This is a genomic window from Paraburkholderia sp. (assembly GCF_049581445.1).
Classification (GTDB): Bacteria; Pseudomonadota; Gammaproteobacteria; order Burkholderiales; family Burkholderiaceae; genus Paraburkholderia.
Genome location: NZ_JBAURZ010000381.1, coordinates 1 through 19,623 on the forward strand (window position 1 = coordinate 1; position 19,623 = coordinate 19,623).

Here is a 19,623-nt window from a genome sequence, read left to right on the forward strand (position 1 = left end):
AGCCAAGCCCCCAGCAAATGCGCATCAACGCTTTCTGGCTCGCCGTCTCGGCCGCCTCGCGCTTCGTCGTCTGCGCAGCGGAGAGCCCCGCCGCTAATTGAATGTCCCGCCAGCGCCCCGCGTCCGAACGCTTCGTCGGACGTGGCCGCAGCCGAGCGCGATCACGGCTGGGAACGCGACGGCCCCCAGCGCTGAATGGTTGCGAAGGGGAAAACAGAGAATCCAACGGGGAGATTTGAATGGCGAACGACGAGCGCTCCGGGCGCGGCTGGGATCGGAGCAAAATGACATTGCGGCTGTCGAGCGAACGGTCGGCGGCGCTCCGAGAATTGGTCGTTGACGCGCCCGACGCCACGCCAACCGACGCCATAGACATCGCGATCGAGCTGGCCAAAAGCGCCCGGCGGTCAGAGCTGAGCGCCGAGCCTGTGAACCATGAACCTTCGACTGCGGGTTTCGTGGACTTTTTCGGCGCCCATTTTGACGACTTGGCGTCTGCCCTCGCAGACCTCCGTCAAGAAGTGGCCGAGCTCCGAGCATTTCTCATGGCCGGGCAGGAGCAAGGGAACGAGTTGTCGGCAACGCGAACGAGCGACGAGACGCTCTCGCCGCCATTCGAAGCGCCAACGAGCCTGGCAGATTGGCTCATGCGAGAGACCGACGCGCGCGGCCTGCCCATGCCTAATTCGGCCGTCATCAAGGCGCAAGTGGTCGCGGCAAATCAATCCGCCTCGGGGGCGCGTGCGTTGGTATTGGTGGCCGAGTTGGTCGCCGCTGATAAGTCGAAGGCGAAACCCGGCGCGGGACAAGCGTCCCGCGTGGCGTTAAGCGCAATGCCCGTTGAGGGCGCCGCGTCGGCCTTGGAGCCTGAAAGCCGCGTGTGCCTATGGTGCCAAAACGCCAACGGACACTGGGATATTAAGATTCACCCGTTCGACCGCGACGGGAAAGTCGGCGGGTTGATCGCAACAGCCCGCGCATGACGGGCGCTGTCGAGGTTTTCGGGCGCCGAAAAGGCGTCCCGCATATGCCCCGCGCAGCGGTGCGGCCGGTGTATAAATAAGACGAAATCAAAGAGCGCTTAAGTGGCGCATCCGTTCGACCGCCCGACGGCGGTGCCGTCATGCTACGGCACTTGACTTTTGGGCCCAAAAGTATAGGATCAACAACATGGATCAAGACTACGTCGATCTCGACATCGCTGAAGTTTTTGGAGCGTCTGAAACTCGCCAGCAACGGTTCGCTATCTACATCCCCAACAAGGATCAAAATGGCCAACCAGTGGAGCAAGCGCAATGGCTGACCAAGGCACTCACTTTGCTTAGCGAAATCTGTGGCGGGGCAACAGCCATGCCGCCGGTCCGTGGGGCATGGCTCAATAGCGAAACAAAGAATTTGGTTATCGAAGAGCCGATTCTTGTTTATACGTATATTGATCCGAAACCTTTCGTAGACAAAATTCAAGAAATCGTCGATTTGGTGCATGAAATTGGACGAGAAACTAATCAGGGGCAGATGGCAATCGAGTTCGAATCGGTGCTCTATCTGATCGACATTGAACCGAAATGATGGGGGTAAACATGGCTCAAGTTCGGGTTGTATCTAGCGGGAAAAAGACTTTGAAGATTCGCGACACGTCGCCTCGCCAGGAACGCGTCGGCCCCGAAATCGTCGCGTCCGCGTTTGGCACGAAGCCATCTGCATCGACGAAGGGCTTCGACTTGTTCGAAGTTCGAGAGGCAATGACCCGGCTTCTGCGCTCGTCAGGAGGGCGGCCGTCGTTGGTCGGCGCAAACTCCCAAGTGAAAATCCCCAAGATCGAAGCGGACTGGGAAAAGCTGGCGCAACTCGCGATGGCATCGGCTGATTTAGCGCATAAACCATCCACGGGACAAATGGCGGCCATGGTTTTGCATTTAGCCCTTGATAAATTGCCCTTTGGAGAGATCCAAGAGGCAGTCCGAAAGGAGTTTGCATAGCTTCGCCAGATGTCACCTCTGCTGTGGCGGCACGCGAATGGCTCACCGGTTAGTTGGCAACGTGATGCCCGGTGGGCCGTTTATTTTTCATATGATTTCCGGCTCTGATAAGCGAATGGATTTTCGCCGTGGCACATTATCCGTGCTCATCTGGCCCAGACCGTGATAGTCTCAGTGAGCCGTTTGTTTTTCATACGATTTCTGGCTCACCATCGCCTAAGCGACTGAATATGCTGGAGAATTATGCGGAGCGGGTTGTCCTCCCTGATTCGCCACCAGTATTATCAAAGGGTTACAGGCCATTGGCCTGTAACCCTTTGTCCGTTTACGGCTCGATGTACTGCTGCTGTGCAACCCGCTATTCAACCGCCGCATTCTGTTCCTGAAACGAACCGATGCCCGCTCCGTGATACCCAACTCGTAACTTCCGTCGCAACGGTGAACCCTGAGAGAATCGCTAGCGCCCCCATCGGACGCCGGCAACTCGCCAACCTCACGGTTTAATGACCTGCGTAAATCGAACGCGCGCTGGGAGCAATCACAGCCACCGGCGCACCAGACGCCGACGTACCACTCACCACACCGCCGACGCCGCTGGACGATTCGTTTTGCGCGGCAACCCGTGCTTCGGCCGCCTGAATCTGGACCGGGTAGGTCGAATGATCACCTTGCGAAGGGTTATAGCCGGCCTTTTCCAGCTGCACGAGTTCGGCACGCACTTGCGCACGGGTCACAGGTTGATTTGACTGAGCAAACGAAGCGATCGGAGCGGCGAGAACAGCGACAATGGCAACAGCCTTGATCAGGGATTTCATGATTACTACCTCCAAAGATTGTTTTGCAGGGCGCTGCAAACACCTTTGTTTGCAGCCGATGAACACAGTCTAGGGAGTCGAAACTCAAGGGTAAATACCTAGGTTTTGAAATCACTTTTCTCGCAAATCTCACAATCGGGGCGCCGCCGTAGCATGCGCAAGCGGGCCGCCCCCTTCACCGAGCACAAACCTCCGAAGCCAGCGCAAACGCATTCTGTTGAGTTGGATTCTGAAAGAACGCTTCAAGCGCCACGTGCTCCTCATTCGCAATCTGCCGCAAGCAATGCGCATTGTTCGCGCGGACGCTTGACGGTGTGTTGACCACCGCCAGGGTGAACAACGCGAGCATCATGAGCATGCTGATAGCCCCAACCACCCAATGCAACACCTCCGCCGAAATACCCTTTTCCTGCGCCGGCGCCAGCGCAGCCACCTCTTTAACCGGTTCCTGAATACCCGCATCCATTACGTACTCCTATATTCTTTGCAGGGAGACATCGCCACAACGACCTTAAAGAAATTCCTAGTGCACGCCCGGTGACAAAAGACCGGAGACGAGATTCACACAGCGGTCGATCCAGCGACGCAGCATCCGCCCTCGCGTCACGTAATCACAAGTCAGCGTCACTTCGGCGGCCGCGTCGCCGTCGGTGCTCACCCAGATACGCTCGCCGCGCGCGACCCGCACCAGCTCGCCGGGTAATAACCAATAGTCGTACGGAGAGTAGATACGCGTAAGCCACACGCGTGCACCCGTTGCGCGGATCTGCGAATTGGCCTTCACTCGCCATGAGAGCGTCTGGCCGGGCTCAAGAGTCAAATGAATCACCATCCTCGGCGCACGTTGCTCGTTCGCGGACGGACTACCAGCAGGACTGCCTGGTAAGGATGGGTACTCTAACTGGGGGCTTGCGTCTTGCATGGTCATCTCCGTCAATTGAGCCGACAGACGGAGAGGGCACCAAAACAAAAAAGGCCTCTTCCGTTTCCGGCGAGGCCTGGTGACTTGCGTTACTGCAGTTGGCTAACGCATACCCGCCCCCGACGATGTACCCAAGAAGGTAATCATTCGGTGGTTATTCGCGAAGGCGATAAGGGCTGGCGTTTGCATGTCTTGAAGTTTCTATTGCGCGCAATGGCTTGTCAATAAAAAAGTGGCGCAAAAGTTTCGCGCATCCAACACTCACTCGCACGTTGCTCTGGCAGGCAGGCGCGGACATGCGTGACGCATCGGCCTGCTAATCGTGTCAGCGCACTACCCCTGCGCCTCTAATTCAAGCGGAAAGCGAATCACGAAGGTCGTGCCGCGTCCTTCGTGAGATTCGAACTGGATCTTCCCTTGCAAGATACGGCAAACCTCCTTGACGATCGCGAGACCAAGTCCAGCGCCTGGTATGTCGTCGCCAGCTGCGCGTTCGAACTCATCGAACACGCGATCCACATCCGCTGGCGCAATGCCAATCCCGGTATCGGAAACCCGCATCGACCAGTGACCCTCTCCCGCGCCGGCCATCGCCAGTTCGATTTCTCCAGTCACCGTGTACTTCGTGGCGTTCGAAAGCAGGTTGAGCGCAACCTGTTTCACCTTGAGGCGATTGGAAGTGACTGAAGACAACTGCGCGTCGAAGCTCGTGTGCAAACTCAGCCCCTTCCCTTCGATGGCGGGCCGCGACGACGTCACCAGTTCGTCGAACAACTCCTGCAGCTTGAAGGGCTCCACCGCCAGCGGACTGTTATCGCCGAGTACAACCGAGTATTCCACCATCTGGTCGACCAGCAGCTTCATATCCGCGGCCTGGCGGTTTGCCAGCGTCAATGCGGAATCCGCCTTTGCGGGCGCTCGCCCGATCAACTGCAGCGCCACGGAAAACGCGTTGAGGAAATTGCGCAGGTCATGCACCACGCTGCGTGTGATCTGCATCCGCGATTCGTGAAGGTCACTGACGAGCCGTTGCTTGAGCTTCAGTTCGTGATTGGCGCGCTCCAGCTTGCCAGTGTATTCATCGATCTTACGATCCCGTTCACTCACCACCTCGCGTATCGACGTCAAGGTCACGAAGCTCAACGCCTCGGCAATCAGGCGCCGCGCCCGCTTCTCGTGGCGTCGCGTGAATGCACTTTGCCTGCCCGCGAAGGCTTCCAGTGCGTCGGACAGGGTCAGGTGAAAGAGGTCCAGTTCGCGGACCAACTCTTCGATGCGGTAGCCCTGACGCCAGCGCACCAGCCCATGTCTGCGCGCGTCACGCTCGATCGCGGGCTCCACCTTTTCGAGGTCTTCCTCGTCGAGCGCGATGCACAGACCGTCGAGAATCTCCGGCAAGTGATCCGCCAGTTGCTCGTACGTCAGCTTGTCGGCCTCGATCAGGTCGACGTCGCCGAACACTTCTTTCATCCACTGTTCCGTTATCCGGACCCGCTCCCGGCGCAAATAGTCGGCGAACCCGCGCAGCGGTCCTGCAGGTGTGTCAGTCATAACGTCCACTCAGGGGTAACGTTTCTACAACGGAATCCGCATCTACCGCGTCAATTACGTCGCGACCAGCAACTGCGTGCTGCATCAGCAAACATGCAACTCTGACGCACCATTAAGCACTCAGCGGGTGAAAGCGCCCCTGCATCTTGCTCCGGCCGCTGTCGCCACACTCGTCGGGCATCAAAACGCCGCCATTATGGACCTATAGGTTGTAATGGAACGCCTTTTGCATATCCTCAATCCGGCGAACATGACGGTAACTAAATGGGCAGTCAGACATGCATTCAATTTTGCTGGTAGATGACGACCCTGAAATACTCGCTGCCTGGCAATTTGTTCTGGTCAACGAGGGATACGACGTCCGTTGCGCACCCAATGGAGTGCAGGCCCTCGAATACCTGAAGCACGGAGTTCCGGACCTGATCATCACGGACTGGATGATGCCCCTGATGGGTGGCGCGGAGTTGTGCCGCCAGTTGAGGGCCCACCCGGAACTCGCCCACGTTCCCATTCTGGTCCATTCCGCCGTGCCGCAGGCCGCGGAAGAAGTGCAAACGTGGACCGTCCGTTTGCATAAACCGGCACGCATGAACCTTTTCCTTACGACAGTCGAGCAATTGTGCAAGGGGAACCCGTCGCGATCCTGAGGACCACCAAGGCACGTCGTTTGCTGATCCGCTGTGTTCTCTGTTTTACAGGCGGTTGAAAATTGTCCGGAATTCAATCTACTTGCCAGACGTGGAGCGCTCGCAAGGTTCGCGTCCTGAATGCCAACCCGCGTGTCCTAGTGGTGGATGACAACCTCGGAGCGGCGGAAGCCCTTGCCACCTATCTATCGCTGGAGGGCGTGGAGGCTCGTACGGCGAACGGCTGCAGCGAGGCGCTGCGCTGCGTGCGGGACTGGGTGCCCGACGTCGTTGTGCTCGACATCATGATGCCGGGGCGTGATGGCTTCGAAACCGCGCAGGCGTTACGCAGCTACCTTCCCACGCCGAACCTTGGCATCGTCGCCTTCACGTCGCTCGACGATGACCATGTCCGCGAAACGGGCAAGGCCCGGCATAACTTTGACGGGTATTGCCGCAAGGGCACCGCGCCAGTTGCGTTGCTCGCCTTGATGCAAAAGCTCTGGCGCTAGCCGATCTCCCCCCGATAAGCATTTCCTACCATGGCGCAAGCAAAACAGATTCTTCTCGTAGATGACCAGGCCGATGCAATCGACGCCCTCGCCATGCTGCTCGAACTCGATGGCCACCAGGTGCGGACCGCCTACAGCGGCGCGGGCGCCCTGGCGATTGTCGATACCTTCATCCCCGATCTCGCCTTGATCGACGTGTCGATGCCGGACATGAGCGGCATGGATCTCGCACGCCTGCTGCGCCAGAACGGCGCGCTGGCGAAGACCCGGCTCATCGCCCTTACCGGTTATACCGACGAGGCCAACAGGCAAAAAACCAGCGCTGCGGGCTTCGACGGGCACGTCGCCAAGCCGCTCTCCGCGGAGCAATTGGCCGGTATCGTTGCAGGGGCCGGCGACGACGTCGCTGCGACCTGAGCTGAAAGCTGAGCGGAACTAGGCCGGGCTAATCCACGCTCCACCTTCACCGAAACACCTTAAGAACCGGCCCAGCATCGTGCACTGCATGCGCTCCAGTCGCACGGCGTCAGTCATGCAGGCCACGAGTTCTCAGGGATTCTCACTAGGCGGGGCACGATTGTTGCGGAAAACAGGTGAGTGTTTTTATCTCTCTGTGCCATGTCTACCATCCTGCTGGTCGATGACGAAGTGGATGCGCTGTGGATTTTCCAGCTCGCTTTGGAAAGCCAAGGCTATCACGTGATCCTCGCGGAGAACGGGGCAACAGCGCTCGACAAGGCAAGCCGGTGCCTCCCCGATCTCATCGTCACCGACTGGAACATGCCCGGGACCGACGGCGTGCAACTGTGCGAACGGCTGAAGTACTACCCGGCGCTCGCTCAGATTCCAATCGTGATGTCTTCCGGCGACACGCCGCCCATGGAAAAATCGGCTTTGTGGAGTGTCTTCTTGCCTAAACCGGTCGAGTTGAGCGCGCTTGAGTCGGTGATTGGATCGTTACTGGCAAAGCGACTTGCCAGCCCGCATCACGACACTCACGTACCCGCCCCTGCCGCATCGCGGTGGCAACCTATACCGCCGAAACTCCTGGTTTAGGATCGCTGGTTCGGCCGTGGATCGAGGCCCTGGAACACCACACGCCGCTGTGCAGATATCCAGCACATCCCCTCCACAACGAACCGCTGACCTAGCGGTCGACAATCCGGCTCAAATTTCCACGCACTCGTTGCAACAAGGCAATGAGCTGCTTCGCTTCCTCGTCGCTAAAACCGCTCAGGCCCTCCGCCGCCACCTCATCGCCCACCTTGCGTGCCTTGCCAAGCGTACGTTCGGCCTTCGACGTCATGCGCACCTGCCGCTCGCGACGGTCTTCAGGATTGCTCCACCGCTCGATCCAGCCACCCTCTTCCATGCGGTCCAGCAGGCGGCCGGCGGAAATCGGCGCGACTTCCAGCAGATCCGCCAGGCGAGCCTGATTGACGTCGCCATAGTGCGAAAGATAGGCCAATGCACGGCACTGCGCCCGCGTGAGATCGACGGATGACTTCGCGAGATCGTCGAAGCGTTTGCCGGCGAGGCGGCCGACGTCGGAAATCAGGAAGCCGAAGCGCTCTTCGAATTGGGTTTTCATCGGGCGATTATACGAAAGCGTTGGTGGAACCGACGGCAGAGCCGGCGGCGCGCGCAGGCTGTCCGCCTTGGTGCAGGACCTGGTATTCGGTTGACTCGTCAATCTATATACTAAGCATGCTTACTATCTTACGCACCTGGTCCTTCCAATGTCCTCTGAATCAACCTCAGCGCGTGCCGCCGCTCCGCTGAACCGGCCCATGATCACCATTTCGATCATGCTCGCCACGCTGATCCAGACGCTCGACAGCACCATTGCCAACGTGGCGCTGCCGCATATGCAAGGCACCTTGTCGGCGTCGCAGGACGAGATCACCTGGGTGCTTACCTCTTACATCGTCGCCGCAGCTATCGCCACGCCGCTGACCGGCTGGCTATCCGACCGGCTGAGCGTCAAGCGGTTGCTGGCCTTTTCGATTGCCGGCTTCACGATTGCCTCGGCACTCTGCGGCCTATCCGAAACGCTCGCGCAGATCGTCGCGTCGCGTCTGCTGCAAGGAATTTTTGGGGCGTCGCTGGTACCGTTGTCGCAGTCCATTCTGCTCGATATCAATCCGCGCGAGAAGCAGGGCCAGGCAATGGCCGTGTGGGGCATGGGCGTGATGGTCGGTCCGATTCTCGGGCCGACGCTCGGTGGCTGGCTGACCGATAGCTACAACTGGCGCTGGGTGTTTTTCATTAACGTGCCGATCGGCGCGTTTGCGTTGTTTGGCGTGCTAACGTTCCTGCCCACTCGCGAACCCAAACACGATGTAAAGTTCGACGCGTTCGGCTTCGCTACGCTGGCGCTCGCTATCGGCGCTTTGCAAGCCATGCTCGACCGAGGCGAACAACTCGACTGGTTCGGCTCGAATGAGATCGTGATCGAGGCGCTACTCGCGGCCATCAGCTTTGCGTTTTTCCTTGCCCATACAGCGACGGTAGGGAAAATCTCGTTCTTCAAATCTGAGTTGCTGAAAGACCCGAACTTCGCCACCGGCACGTTCTTTATTTTCGTGATCGGCGCGGTGATGTACGCGACGCGGGCCTTATTGCCGCCCATGCTGCAGAACCTGATGAACTATCCGGTCGCCACCACCGGCCTCGTGACGGCACCAAGCGGCGCCGGCACGATGCTCGCCATGCTGTTCGCGGGGCGACTGCTCAAGCATATCGACGCCCGCATGCTGCTGCTCTCGGGCTTTCTTATCTCGGCGTACTCGCTGTGGCAAATGATGCACTACACGATCGTGCTGTCCGCATCGGATATCGTGTGGCCTGGGGTGATTCAGGGATTCGGTCTCGGCCTCGTGTTCGTACCGCTTAGCACGCTGACGTTCTCCACTCTCACGCCGGCACTTCGCGCGGACGGCACGGCCACGTACAGCCTGATGCGCAATATCGGCAGCAGTATGGGCATTTCCATCGTGCAGACGCTGATGACGCGCAACACGCAAGTCGCCCACGCGGACCTCGCCGCCAACGTGAACGTCTTCAATCCATTGATGCAGCCGGTGCTGGAACATGGTTCGCGCTACGACATCGCGGCCCTGAACGTGTCAATTACGCAGCAGGCGTCGATGATTGCTTATCTGAACGATTTCAAGCTGATGTTCGTGGCCACCCTGATGGTAGTGCCGTTGCTGCTGCTGATTCGCCCGGCCCGCAATACGCAGGATACGTCGATCGCCCACGCGGCGATGGACTGACGGACACCGCCAGCACGGCCCGCGCTCGTGCCTACTCAGTTCTCTATGCGCCGGCGCGTCACGCCGAGCAAGCCAGCCATGGCTTGCTGCGCGCCCGCTGCGTCGTGCAGGCGGATCGCTTCGAACACCGCCGTATGTTCCGCCAGCGACGCGTTGTACACGTGAGCGCGCCTGGCATTCAATCGCAATTGAGCCTCGAGCGTGCGCTCGATCAAGGTGCCGAGCGGGATCAGCAGTTCATTGCTGCATGCAGTCAGCACGCCCAGGTGAAAGCGCAGATCGGCGCGCACCCATTCGTCCACGTTACGTGCCGCAGCCATTGCGGCGTGTGCCGCCTCCAATGCAGCGAACGTCTCGTTCGTATGAGACGACGCGGCAAGCGCCGCCGCGTACGGTTCGATCATCTCGCGCATTTCCTGGAGTTTGAGCGCGAACGTCATCGGCTCGGCCACTCGCGAGTACCAGTCGAGCAAGTCGACGTCGAGCAGATTCCACGAGGACCGTGGCCGCACTCGCGTGCCAACCCGCGGGCGTGACTCGATCAGCCCCTTCGAGGTCAGCGTACGCAGCGCCTCGCGCAACACCGTGCGGCTCACGCCGAAGGTCTCCATCAACTCGGCTTCGCGCGGCAAGATGGTCTCCGGCGCGTAGTCGCCGCGCAGAATGGCGGTGGCCAACAGATGGGCGACGCGCCCGTGCAGATCGTGCTGAATAAATTTTCTCCTCGCCGTCTTCCGGCGCCAATTATTGTCGGAACGCCCGCGATTATCGGGCATCTCAGCCATAACACCCACCACTACGTCGCGGCCGTCCTTCCTCGGAATAGTACTATTAATAGTATTTAAACGCGATTTTGTTGTAGCATATGACCCCTCAGATATCGCGCCGGCATCCTCGTCGAGCCGGCATTAGCCACCCCACGCATTCGCCTCGCAGACAAACAGGAGACGTTCACCATGAAAATCACCAAGCTCGAAACCTTTATCGTTCCGCCGCGCTGGTGCTTCCTCAAGATCGAAACTGATGAAGGTATCGTCGGCTGGGGCGAGCCGGTCGTCGAAGGCCGCGCGCATACCGTCGCGGCGGCGGTCGAAGAACTGTCCGATTACCTGATCGGCAAGGACCCGCTTCTGATCGAAGACCACTGGCAAGTGATGTACCGCGCGGGTTTCTATCGCGGCGGCCCGATCACGATGAGCGCAATCGCCGGTGTCGACCAGGCGCTGTGGGATATCAAGGGCAAGCATCATGGCGTGCCGATCCACGCACTGCTCGGCGGCCAGGTGCGCGACAAGATCAAGGTGTACTCGTGGATTGGGGGCGACCGTCCGAGCGACGTCGCCAACAACGCCCGCGCCGTGGTCGATCGCGGCTTCAAGGCGGTGAAGATGAACGGCTCGGAAGAGTTGCAGATCATCGACACCTTCGACAAGGTGCAAGGCGTCATCAATAACGTCGCGGCGGTCCGCGAGGCAGTGGGACCGAACATCGGCATTGGCGTGGACTTCCACGGTCGTGTGCACAAGCCGATGGCCAAGGTGCTCGCCAAGGAACTCGACCCGTACAAGCTGCTCTTCATCGAAGAACCGGTGCTCTCGGAGAATGCCGAAGCGCTGCGCGATATCGTCAATCAAACCAATACGCCGATCGCGCTGGGCGAGCGTCTCTACTCGCGCTGGGATTTCAAGCACATCCTCTCGGGCGGCTACGTGGACATCATCCAGCCGGATGCGTCGCACGCAGGCGGCATCACCGAGTGCCGCAAGATCGCGTCGATGGCCGAAGCGTATGACGTCGCGCTGGCGCTGCATTGTCCGCTCGGTCCGATCGCACTGGCCACCTGTCTGCAGATCGACGCGGTTAGTTACAACGCGTTCATCCAGGAACAAAGTCTGGGTATTCACTACAACCAGGGTAACGACCTGCTCGACTACATCAAGAATCCCGAAGTCTTCAAATACGAAGACGGCTTCGTGTCGATTCCGCAAGGCCCGGGCCTCGGCATTGAAGTGAACGAAGAGAAGGTTCGTGAGATGGCGAAGGTCGGCCATCGCTGGCGCAATCCGGTGTGGCGCCACACCGACGGCAGCGTCGCGGAGTGGTAACCGCGTGAGCTAACGCCGCCTGCGGGCGGCGTTTTTCATAGTGACGCATCAGGCAACAAAACGAAGGAGCACTAAGTGGAGACAACCGCGACGCACGTGCAGGCCACTGGCAAACGCCATCGCCTGCTGGTGATGCTGTTCATCACCGTCGTCATTACCTATCTGGACCGCAGCAACCTGTCGATCGCGGCCACTTCCATTCCGCAGGATCTGCAACTCGATCCGGCGCATATGGGCCTGGTGTTCTCCGCGTTCGGCTGGTCGTATGCGTTGCTGCAGATTCCCGGCGGCATGCTGGTCGACCGCGCACGGCCACGTCTGATGATGGCGTTGATCGTCGGCCTGTGGTCCCTCGCGACCATCGTGCAGGGCTTTGCCAGTGCCTTCGTGATGCTGCTCTCGTTACGGGTGTTGCTCGGCTTGCTGGAAGCGCCGGCCTATCCGACGCTCAACCGCATCGTCACCACCTGGTTTCCCGATAGCGAGCGCGCCCGTGCCATTGCGGTCTATACCTCGGGCCAATATGTGGGCCTCGCCTTTCTCACGCCCGCACTTGTTCTCACGCAGGCGCGCTTCGGCTGGCAAGGCATGTTTATCCTCACCGGCCTGCTCGGCGTGGTGTGGGCGCTCATCTGGTATGCGCTATACCGCGAGCCCGCCGAGGCAGCGGGCATCAACCAGGCGGAACTGGACACGATCCGAAGCGGCGGCGGCCTCGTCGAACTGAGCGGCACCCGTACCCAACGGACGCGCTACACGGCAGCCGACTGGCGCGCGGTGCTCGGCAACCGCAAGCTCTGGGGCGTGTATATCGGCCAGATTGCAGTGACCTCGACGCTGTGGTTCTTCCTGACGTGGTTCCCGACCTACCTGGTCAAGTATCGCCACATGGACTTTCTGAAGGCAGGCTTCATGGCGGCCGTGCCGTTTCTCGCAGCATTCGTCGGCATTCTGGCCTCGGGGTTGCTGTCCGACGCGATGGTCCGGCGCGGTGTCTCGGCCACGGTCGCGCGCAAGGTGCCGATCGTCACCGGCTTGCTGCTGTCGACCGCCATTGTCGGAGCGAACTTCGTCGATAGTCCTTCGATGGTGATCCTGTTCATGGCAATCGCTTTCTTTGGCAGCGGTTTCTCGTCGATCACCTGGGTGCTTGTTTCATCGATGGCGAAAAAGGAGTTGCTCGGCCTCACCGGCGGGATGTTCAACCTGATGGGCAACCTGTCGTCGATCTGCGTTCCTATCGTGATCGGCCTCGTGGTCAAGGGCAACGACTTCGGTCCAGCGCTCGTGTTCATGAGCGCGGTCGGGGTGGTCGGCGCGTTGTCGTACCTGTTCCTCGTCGGCAAGATCGAACGCATACACTAGGCCCGACTAACACTTGCGACCGGCGTTACATGGGGTGACGCCGGCGATGTCTCAGTTACGTAACATCCCGGACCGCATCGGACCGCATCGGACCGCATGGGCCTGAATGCGACCCTCTCGCCGCTTCGTTTCTTACCCACGAAAGCCTTGCGCGACAAGGCTTTCAGTCTCATTTGACGAGTCCCAACAAGCGCTTGGCCTGCTCCTTGCTCTATTGCAATCAAACGACATTGCAAGGGAGCAACATCATGGGCGGGTTTCTTCCTGACTATCTGATCCGCGAACAGGCCGCCGTGGGCGCGCTCGTGGTGTTCGGCGTGCTACGTGTGATCGGCGCCGCGATGGCGTTTCAACGCGGCTGGCGCATCTCGACTGTAGAAAAGTGTTTCCTCGCCGCTGCGCTGATCTATTGCGCGCCGCAACTGTTTGACCTGCTGACGCAACTCTATGGCGCGCAAAGCGCGAGCGCAGAACTCGAAGGCAAGGTAAGCGGCTGCGCGATTGCCCTCTTCTGCGCGCCGATTGTGGGTCACAAGCTCGGCTTCGAATGAGCCGCGCTGTTTGAAACAAGATGTTCTGCGAGACGATGCTGGAGCGAGTGCCGAGCGCGCTCGCAGCTTAACGGGTAGAAACGGGGCAACCGGCTCTCGCCGGGCGACCGCGTGTGTTCACGCCGCACAGCCCTGCTGCGCGGCGTTTTTTGCGCCTGCGAATTGCAGCCTCAACCCAACGCCGCAAACGCTGGAGCAGTATGCGACAGCGCAGCCGCTGCGACGAATACGCCAAGCATCGCCAACGCTTCGAGATAGAGCAGGTTGGTGTACGTATGCGCATCCATCGTGGATGCGGTACGACGCAGGCGCGGCAGCGCAGAGAAGCGATTCAGGCCGCCGAGCACCAGCGCGAGGGCGACCAGTGCGAGCTTGAGCATCAGCACATGACCCCACGTGCTCAGTTCGATCGCGCTGAGAGATCCGCCCGAGCCGCGCACGCCATTAAACGCGCCAGTCAGCAACACGAACAGCACGGCCACAATCGACACGTTCGATATCTGCATGGCAGTGCGAATCAGCATGCCGCGCGCGGTCGACGTGCCAAGTGCGGGTAACACCGCCAGCCCGGACGCGAGGACGAGGCCGCCCCATACCGCCGTGGCGAGCACATGCAGGATATGCACACCGATCGCAGCCGACATGGAACCGCCATCGACCGCATGCCCAAGCGACGCCTTGCCGCCTGCAATCGCAATCACTGCGAGCCACAGGAACGCATTGCGCAACGTGCCCGTCGGCCGGGACAGCGCCGTCAGCAGCAACACCAGCGCCCCCACGAAGGCGACGCACCATGCGTATCCGACATGCGTCCGCGCAAGCACCGTGGGAATCATGCTGAAGGCATTGGGCAACGACACCGCACTCATCGACGCGGTCTGATAGAGCAGCCAGCCGAGATCGGCCAGCACCAGCACGACGGTGGCCGTCAACATCGAACGTTGCGCACGCAACCATGCGGGCCGCGCTGGTGAGACCTTGGCCTGAGCGTGTTTAGCGAGCCACGCGCCCAGCAGCGCCGAGCCGACGGCGAACGCGAACGCGACATTCATGAGCGCGGCCATGGCGACCTGCCCGATCCAGAGTCCGTCTACGCTCATTTGACGTTGAACGAGTTAGTGCCTTGGGGGCGATGGCCGTTCGTGCTGGCTTCGGCATTCGGTGCGGGCTCGTACGAAGTGGGCCGAGCATGGGCATAGGCTGTGGCGCTCACGGCAAACGCCGTGGCGCTGACCGCCGGCACGCGCAGCGACGGGCGGGAAAAATCGGATAGCTTCATGTAAGGCAGGTGGCTTTTCGAAAAAGAAGTCAAGCTGGACAAAAAGGATGCGGGCGGTGCATCAAAGACATCGGCGCCCCGGGAGTGTACGCTTCGATAGTCCGCGCGAGTTTGGGTTCAACGTTGTTGCGGAATAATGCGTTGGGATCGTCGTGGCAGAATGGGATTGGCTAATTGCGCCAGGGAGGTTCGCCCGATGCGAAAGGCATGCGGGACATTCCCACGTCACACTGTGTCAAACTGTCACATCGGAGTTTACGAGGGGAACTATGTCGCCTGTGGCAAATAGTCACCATCACCCATCGATGATAGAATGCTGCGTCGCCGCAGCGCTAGCTGCACTCAAGCCGAGCCGCCTCGAAGTTCGGTCGGGTCCCCGAATTTGATGGAGTTTACGCGTGTCTTCAAGACGCATTTTCCGCCCGTTGCTTGCCCTTCTGCTGATCGGCTCTGCTGGCGTTTATAGCGCTGCGAAAGCGCAGACTCAACCCCAGGCCCCCGACACGATGGAATCACGCGTGCAGGCCTGCGCCGCCTGCCACGGCGTGCACGGCCAGGGTACGGACAACGACTACTTCCCACGTCTCGCGGGCAAGCCCGCTGACTATCTGTACAACCAGCTCTCGAACTTCCGCGAAGGGCGCCGCAAGTACCCGCCCATGAACTACCTCGTTACGTACCTTTCGGACGACTACCTTCATCAGATCGCGACGTACTTCTCCCAGCAGCGCCCGCCTTACCCGCCGCCGGCCAAGCCGACGGTGTCGTCCGACACGCTGGCGCATGGTGAGAACATCGTTCTGCATGGCGACGCGTCGAGACAGATTCCGGCCTGTGCCGCCTGCCACGGCAAGGCGTTGACGGGGATGGAACCGGCTATTCCGGGTCTGGTCGGTCTGCACTCGGACTACATCAGCGCGCAGCTGGGCGCATGGCGCTCGGGCTCGCGTCATGCCATCGCGCCTGACTGCATGCACACGATCGCCACCCGCCTGACCGATGATGACGTGAACGCCGTTGCCTCGTGGCTGTCGACGCAGTCGGCCCCGCAAAACCCCGTGCCGGCTAAGGCAGGCTCGATGAAGACTCCGCTTGCCTGCGGCAGCGAACCGCAATAAGGCACCGGGAGAGATAACCAAATGAAACGCAAGTCTCTGTTCGCCCTCTCGGCAGTTATCGTGGTTGCCGCTGCTGCCCTCGTTCCCGTCCTGTGGTCAGGCGGCGACAACCTGCACAACGGCAGCGCCATGGCGGCCACCCCCGTCGATCAGGCGGATCTGATCAAGAAGGGCGAGTATCTCGCCCGCGCCGGCGACTGTATTGCCTGCCACACGGTGCGCGGCGGCAAGGAATTCGCCGGCGGTCTGCCCATGCTCACGCCGTTCGGCACGATGTTCACGCCGAACATCACGCCTGACGACCAGTACGGCATCGGCAAGTGGACCCAGGACGACTTCTACCGCGCCATGCACACGGGCCGTTCGAAGGACGGCAGCCTGCTGTATCCGGGCTTCCCGTTCACGAGCTACACGAAGGTCTCGCGTGCCGACGCGGACGCGATCTACGCCTACCTGCGTTCGGTTCCGCCGGTCAACGTGCCGAGCCGTCCGCATGAACTCAAGTTCCCGTTCAACAACCGTAACCTGCTGATCGGCTGGCGTACGCTGTTCTTCCGCGAAGGCGAGTACAAGCCGGATCCGACCAAGTCGGTCGAATGGAATCGCGGCGCCTACCTGATCGAGGGCCTCGGCCACTGCGGCATGTGCCACACGTCGATCAACGCCATGGGCGGCCCGGTCAATTCGGCGGCCTTTGCCGGCGGTCTGATTCCGCTGCAGAACTGGTACGCTCCGTCGCTCACGTCGAACAAGGAAGCGGGTCTGGGCGACTGGGACATCAAGGACATCCAGGCTCTGCTGAAGAATGGCGTATCGCAACGCGGTGCAGTGTTCGGTCCGATGGCCGAAGTGGTGCACAACAGCATGCAGTACATGTCGGATGACGACATTCAGGCAATGGCCACATACCTGAAGACCATTCCGCAGAAGAGCGAAGCGCCGGAAAGCCTGCAACTGGAGACGTCCGAACAGTTTGGTGGCGAACTGTTGAAGCAAGGCCAGAAGATTTACGGTGATAACTGCGCGAAGTGCCACGAAGCGAATGGTCTCGGCCAGCCGCCTAATTTCCCGCCGCTCGCGAACAACCAGTCGATCCAGATGCCGTCGGCTGTGAACCCGATTCGCATGGTGTTGAATGGTGGTTTCCCGCCGAGCACGAATGGCAATCCGAAGCCGTACGGTATGCCGCCGTTCGCGCAATCGCTGTCGAATCAGGAAGTTGCTGCAGTCGTCACCTATATCCGTATGTCGTGGGGCAACCACGGCACACCGGTGTCGCCGCAGCAGGTTTCCGATCTGCGTTCGGCGCCGCTCGATTAAGCGACGCTAGAGACTTGGAGGGCGCGGCCTGCGGGAAACCGCGGCCGCGCCCTTCTTTTTTTGGGAACGGTGGCGGGACAGTGCGGGCATAATGCCGCACTCATCTAAAACCGTGTGGGAGAGAAGTCGTGCAAGTCGGTGAGCGTTTCAACAGCATTTCCCATCTCGTCGGCGCGGTGCTGTCGGTGGCGGGGCTGGCTGCGCTCGTCACGATGGGCGCGCTCGACCGCGATGCGTACAAGGTCGTCAGCTTCAGCGTTTATGGCGCGATGCTGTTCGTGCTGTATGCTATCTCCACGCTTTATCACAGCGTGCGCAGTCCGCGCGTGAAGGCTGTCCTGCAGAAATGCGATCATTCGGCGATCTATCTGCTGATCGCCGGCAGCTACACGCCGTTCACGCTCGTCACCTTGCGCGGCCCGTGGGGCTGGTCGCTGTTCGGCGTAAGCTGGGGGCTGGCTGCGCTGGGTATCGTGCAGGAACTCACGCTCGGGCGCCGCACCCGCAGCGTTTCGATGGTGCTGTATGTATTGATGGGATGGCTTGCGCTCGTTGCCATCCGCCCGCTTGTCGAAGCTTTACCGGCAGCAGGCACCGCATGGCTCGTGGCCGGCGGGGTCATCTACAGCGTCGGCATCTACTTCTTCATCAACGACGAGCGCATCCGGCACGGACACGGTATCTGGCACCTGTTCGTACTGGCGGGCAGTCTGTGTCAATTCGTCAGTGTTGCGCGCTACGTCGCGTGACACCCCACGACGGCGAAATGCAACTAAAGGCCAGTCAGCGTGTCTTGATAGCACGCTGAAGCATTCGGCACGCGCTGGCGTGTGCCGCCGATTTCCCTGCGACCGGACCTGGGCTCTCGCCCCGAAGCGCGCCTGCTGGCTGCGCGTTTGCCGTTCGCGATACTGCATTGCAAAGAGTTTTTATGTCTTTTGATTCCCTCGGCTTGTCCGAACCGCTGGTCCGCGCTGTAAACGAGCTCGGCTACACCTCCCCTACTCCTATCCAGTTGCAGGCCATTCCTGCCGTACTGAATGGCGGCGACCTGCTGGCCGGCGCCCAGACCGGCACCGGCAAGACCGCCGGCTTCACGCTGCCGATCCTGCAGCGTCTGACCACCATGCCGCCGGTCACGACGGCCAACGGCAAGCACGTGGTGCGCGCCCTGATTCTCACGCCGACGCGCGAACTCGCCGCCCAGGTCGAGGAAAGCGTGCGCGCGTATGGCAAGTACCTGAAGCTGAAATCCACTGTGATGTTCGGTGGCGTCGGCATCAATCCGCAGATCGATGCATTGAGGCGCGGCATCGACATCGTCGTGGCCACACCTGGCCGCCTGCTAGATCACATGCAGCAGAAGACTATCGACCTGTCGCATCTCGAGATTCTCGTGCTCGACGAAGCCGATCGCATGCTCGACATGGGCTTTATCCACGACATCAAGCGCGTACTCGCCAAGCTGCCGCCGAAGCGCCAGAACCTGCTGTTCTCCGCGACCTTCTCCGACGAGATCAAGACGCTCGCCGATAACCTGCTCGATTCACCGGCGCTGATCGAAGTCGCGCGTCGCAATACGACCGCTGAACTGGTTGCGCAAAAGATTCACCCGGTGGATCGCGACAAGAAGCGCGAGCTGCTCACGCACCTGATCAAGGAACACAACTGGTTCCAGGTGCTGGTGTTCACGCGCACCAAGCACGGCGCTAACCGGCTTGCCGAGCAGTTGACCAAGGACGGCATCAGCGCGCTGGCGATTCACGGCAACAAGAGCCAGTCGGCCCGCACCCGCGCACTGGCCGAGTTCAAGACCAATACGTTGCAGGTGCTTGTTGCTACCGATATCGCCGCGCGCGGCATCGACATCGACCAGTTGCCGCACGTGGTCAACTACGATCTGCCGAATGTGCCGGAAGACTATGTTCACCGTATCGGCCGCACCGGCCGCGCTGGTGCCTCGGGCGAAGCAGTGTCGTTGGTGTGTGTCGACGAGTTGCAGTTGCTGAAGGACATCGAGAAGCTGATCAAGCGCGCTGTGCCGCAAGAGGTGATCGCTGGGTTCGAACCGGATCCGAACGCGAAGCCGGAACCGATCCTGCGCCGTGGCCAGGGTGGTGGTGGCGGCGGTGGCGGTGGCGGTGGCCGTCAGCCGCGCCAGGGACAAGGCGCTCCCAGGCGCGACGGCGGTTCTGCCAAACC

At 60.5% G+C, this 19,623-nt stretch carries 23 protein-coding genes; 15 read left to right on the forward strand and 8 right to left on the reverse strand.

Annotated elements, in window-relative coordinates:
* The first annotated feature begins 239 nt into the window (after positions 1-239).
* From WCA85_RS32915 to WCA85_RS32925, 3 genes are all read left to right on the forward strand, one after another.
* Positions 240-983, forward strand: a complete 744-nt coding sequence (locus tag WCA85_RS32915; RefSeq protein WP_424069551.1) for a hypothetical protein — start codon at positions 240-242, stop codon at positions 981-983.
* A gap of 187 nt (positions 984-1,170) precedes the next feature.
* Positions 1,171-1,569, forward strand: coding sequence for a hypothetical protein (locus WCA85_RS32920; RefSeq protein ID WP_424069553.1), 399 nt, complete (start codon positions 1,171-1,173; stop codon positions 1,567-1,569).
* A gap of 50 nt (positions 1,570-1,619) precedes the next feature.
* Positions 1,620-1,979: a hypothetical protein gene (locus WCA85_RS32925; protein ID WP_424069555.1), complete on the forward strand. Its 360-nt coding sequence runs from the start codon at positions 1,620-1,622 to the stop codon at positions 1,977-1,979.
* 500 nt (positions 1,980-2,479) lie between these two features.
* On the opposite strand, the gene WCA85_RS32930 is transcribed toward WCA85_RS32925, so the two are convergent.
* The 4 genes from WCA85_RS32930 to WCA85_RS32945 form a co-directional block, all read right to left on the reverse strand.
* Positions 2,480-2,794 (reverse strand): DUF4148 domain-containing protein, encoded by a 315-nt coding sequence (locus tag WCA85_RS32930; protein WP_424069557.1) that lies wholly within the window; start codon positions 2,792-2,794, stop codon positions 2,480-2,482.
* A gap of 175 nt (positions 2,795-2,969) precedes the next feature.
* Positions 2,970-3,260, reverse strand: coding sequence for a hypothetical protein (locus WCA85_RS32935; RefSeq protein WP_424069559.1), 291 nt, complete (start codon positions 3,258-3,260; stop codon positions 2,970-2,972).
* A gap of 57 nt (positions 3,261-3,317) precedes the next feature.
* Entirely contained in the window at positions 3,318-3,716 is a 399-nt protein-coding gene (locus WCA85_RS32940; RefSeq protein ID WP_424069561.1) for a DUF2917 domain-containing protein, read from the reverse strand.
* Between the two features lie 333 nt (positions 3,717-4,049).
* A complete protein-coding gene (locus WCA85_RS32945; RefSeq protein WP_424069563.1) occupies positions 4,050-5,267 on the reverse strand; it encodes a sensor histidine kinase in 1,218 nt (405 codons plus the stop codon).
* Positions 5,268-5,545: 278 nt separating this feature from the next.
* Here WCA85_RS32945 and WCA85_RS32950 point away from each other — a divergent pair, with 278 nt between their 5' ends.
* From WCA85_RS32950 to WCA85_RS32965, 4 genes are all read left to right on the forward strand, one after another.
* A complete protein-coding gene (locus tag WCA85_RS32950; protein WP_424069564.1) occupies positions 5,546-5,914 on the forward strand; it encodes a response regulator in 369 nt (122 codons plus the stop codon).
* A 62-nt stretch (positions 5,915-5,976) separates the two neighbouring features.
* A complete protein-coding gene (locus WCA85_RS32955; RefSeq protein WP_424069566.1) occupies positions 5,977-6,405 on the forward strand; it encodes a response regulator in 429 nt (142 codons plus the stop codon).
* A gap of 30 nt (positions 6,406-6,435) precedes the next feature.
* Positions 6,436-6,822, forward strand: coding sequence for a response regulator (locus WCA85_RS32960; protein WP_424069568.1), 387 nt, complete (start codon positions 6,436-6,438; stop codon positions 6,820-6,822).
* Positions 6,823-7,023: 201 nt separating this feature from the next.
* Positions 7,024-7,461, forward strand: coding sequence for a response regulator (locus WCA85_RS32965; RefSeq protein ID WP_424069570.1), 438 nt, complete (start codon positions 7,024-7,026; stop codon positions 7,459-7,461).
* Between the two features lie 91 nt (positions 7,462-7,552).
* Here WCA85_RS32965 and WCA85_RS32970 read toward each other — a convergent pair whose 3' ends face one another.
* A complete protein-coding gene (locus tag WCA85_RS32970) occupies positions 7,553-7,996 on the reverse strand; it encodes a MarR family winged helix-turn-helix transcriptional regulator (protein WP_424069572.1) in 444 nt (147 codons plus the stop codon).
* A 199-nt stretch (positions 7,997-8,195) separates the two neighbouring features.
* On the opposite strand from WCA85_RS32970, the gene WCA85_RS32975 reads away from it, so the two are divergent.
* On the forward strand, positions 8,196-9,683 hold the full coding sequence (locus tag WCA85_RS32975; protein ID WP_424069574.1) for a DHA2 family efflux MFS transporter permease subunit: 1,488 nt from the start codon (positions 8,196-8,198) through the stop codon (positions 9,681-9,683).
* A 35-nt stretch (positions 9,684-9,718) separates the two neighbouring features.
* Here WCA85_RS32975 and WCA85_RS32980 read toward each other — a convergent pair whose 3' ends face one another.
* Positions 9,719-10,459 carry a FadR/GntR family transcriptional regulator gene (locus WCA85_RS32980; protein WP_424069593.1) on the reverse strand — a complete coding sequence of 247 codons (741 nt, stop codon included), beginning with the start codon at positions 10,457-10,459 and terminating at the stop codon, positions 9,719-9,721.
* A gap of 180 nt (positions 10,460-10,639) precedes the next feature.
* On the opposite strand from WCA85_RS32980, the gene dgoD reads away from it, so the two are divergent.
* From dgoD to WCA85_RS32995, 3 genes are all read left to right on the forward strand, one after another.
* Positions 10,640-11,788, forward strand: coding sequence for a galactonate dehydratase (dgoD, locus tag WCA85_RS32985; protein ID WP_424069576.1), 1,149 nt, complete (start codon positions 10,640-10,642; stop codon positions 11,786-11,788).
* A gap of 132 nt (positions 11,789-11,920) precedes the next feature.
* The gene (locus tag WCA85_RS32990; protein WP_424069596.1) at positions 11,921-13,153 is read left to right on the forward strand and encodes an MFS transporter; all 1,233 of its coding nucleotides are present in this window, start codon (positions 11,921-11,923) and stop codon (positions 13,151-13,153) included.
* Between the two features lie 248 nt (positions 13,154-13,401).
* Positions 13,402-13,704, forward strand: a complete 303-nt coding sequence (locus tag WCA85_RS32995; protein ID WP_424069578.1) for a hypothetical protein — start codon at positions 13,402-13,404, stop codon at positions 13,702-13,704.
* A gap of 170 nt (positions 13,705-13,874) precedes the next feature.
* Here WCA85_RS32995 and WCA85_RS33000 read toward each other — a convergent pair whose 3' ends face one another.
* Together WCA85_RS33000 and WCA85_RS33005 are read right to left on the reverse strand one after the other, a co-directional pair.
* Positions 13,875-14,804: a CopD family protein gene (locus WCA85_RS33000; RefSeq protein ID WP_424069580.1), complete on the reverse strand. Its 930-nt coding sequence runs from the start codon at positions 14,802-14,804 to the stop codon at positions 13,875-13,877.
* Entirely contained in the window at positions 14,801-14,983 is a 183-nt protein-coding gene (locus WCA85_RS33005) for a hypothetical protein (RefSeq protein ID WP_424069582.1), read from the reverse strand. The genes WCA85_RS33000 and WCA85_RS33005 overlap by 4 nt, the downstream gene beginning before the upstream one ends.
* A gap of 398 nt (positions 14,984-15,381) precedes the next feature.
* On the opposite strand from WCA85_RS33005, the gene WCA85_RS33010 reads away from it, so the two are divergent.
* The 4 genes from WCA85_RS33010 to WCA85_RS33025 form a co-directional block, all read left to right on the forward strand.
* Entirely contained in the window at positions 15,382-16,101 is a 720-nt protein-coding gene (locus tag WCA85_RS33010; protein ID WP_424069585.1) for a c-type cytochrome, read from the forward strand.
* A gap of 21 nt (positions 16,102-16,122) precedes the next feature.
* Positions 16,123-17,421: a c-type cytochrome gene (locus WCA85_RS33015; protein ID WP_424069587.1), complete on the forward strand. Its 1,299-nt coding sequence runs from the start codon at positions 16,123-16,125 to the stop codon at positions 17,419-17,421.
* A gap of 128 nt (positions 17,422-17,549) precedes the next feature.
* The gene (trhA, locus tag WCA85_RS33020) at positions 17,550-18,170 is read left to right on the forward strand and encodes a PAQR family membrane homeostasis protein TrhA (RefSeq protein WP_424069589.1); all 621 of its coding nucleotides are present in this window, start codon (positions 17,550-17,552) and stop codon (positions 18,168-18,170) included.
* A gap of 182 nt (positions 18,171-18,352) precedes the next feature.
* On the forward strand, positions 18,353-19,623 hold a 1,271-nt coding region (locus WCA85_RS33025), incomplete at its 3' end, for a DEAD/DEAH box helicase (protein WP_424069591.1).

Excerpts from the sequence above, each read along its gene's own strand:
- WCA85_RS32915 (WP_424069551.1), top strand. The coding sequence starts at position 240 with ATGGCGAACGACGAGCGCTCCGGGCGCGGCTGGGATCGGAGCAAAATG.
- WCA85_RS32920 (WP_424069553.1), top strand. The coding sequence starts at position 1,171 with ATGGATCAAGACTACGTCGATCTCGACATCGCTGAAGTTTTTGGAGCG.
- WCA85_RS32930 (WP_424069557.1), bottom strand. The coding sequence starts at position 2,794 with ATGAAATCCCTGATCAAGGCTGTTGCCATTGTCGCTGTTCTCGCCGCT.
- WCA85_RS32935 (WP_424069559.1), bottom strand. The coding sequence starts at position 3,260 with ATGGATGCGGGTATTCAGGAACCGGTTAAAGAGGTGGCTGCGCTGGCG.
- WCA85_RS32940 (WP_424069561.1), bottom strand. The coding sequence starts at position 3,716 with ATGCAAGACGCAAGCCCCCAGTTAGAGTACCCATCCTTACCAGGCAGT.
- WCA85_RS32945 (WP_424069563.1), bottom strand. The coding sequence starts at position 5,267 with ATGACTGACACACCTGCAGGACCGCTGCGCGGGTTCGCCGACTATTTG.
- WCA85_RS32950 (WP_424069564.1), top strand. The coding sequence starts at position 5,546 with ATGCATTCAATTTTGCTGGTAGATGACGACCCTGAAATACTCGCTGCC.
- WCA85_RS32960 (WP_424069568.1), top strand. The coding sequence starts at position 6,436 with ATGGCGCAAGCAAAACAGATTCTTCTCGTAGATGACCAGGCCGATGCA.
- WCA85_RS32965 (WP_424069570.1), top strand. The coding sequence starts at position 7,024 with ATGTCTACCATCCTGCTGGTCGATGACGAAGTGGATGCGCTGTGGATT.
- WCA85_RS32970 (WP_424069572.1), bottom strand. The coding sequence starts at position 7,996 with ATGAAAACCCAATTCGAAGAGCGCTTCGGCTTCCTGATTTCCGACGTC.
- WCA85_RS32975 (WP_424069574.1), top strand. The coding sequence starts at position 8,196 with ATGATCACCATTTCGATCATGCTCGCCACGCTGATCCAGACGCTCGAC.
- WCA85_RS32980 (WP_424069593.1), bottom strand. The coding sequence starts at position 10,459 with ATGCCCGATAATCGCGGGCGTTCCGACAATAATTGGCGCCGGAAGACG.
- dgoD (WP_424069576.1), top strand. The coding sequence starts at position 10,640 with ATGAAAATCACCAAGCTCGAAACCTTTATCGTTCCGCCGCGCTGGTGC.
- WCA85_RS32990 (WP_424069596.1), top strand. The coding sequence starts at position 11,921 with ATGCTGTTCATCACCGTCGTCATTACCTATCTGGACCGCAGCAACCTG.
- WCA85_RS32995 (WP_424069578.1), top strand. The coding sequence starts at position 13,402 with ATGGGCGGGTTTCTTCCTGACTATCTGATCCGCGAACAGGCCGCCGTG.
- WCA85_RS33000 (WP_424069580.1), bottom strand. The coding sequence starts at position 14,804 with ATGAGCGTAGACGGACTCTGGATCGGGCAGGTCGCCATGGCCGCGCTC.
- WCA85_RS33005 (WP_424069582.1), bottom strand. The coding sequence starts at position 14,983 with ATGAAGCTATCCGATTTTTCCCGCCCGTCGCTGCGCGTGCCGGCGGTC.
- WCA85_RS33015 (WP_424069587.1), top strand. The coding sequence starts at position 16,123 with ATGAAACGCAAGTCTCTGTTCGCCCTCTCGGCAGTTATCGTGGTTGCC.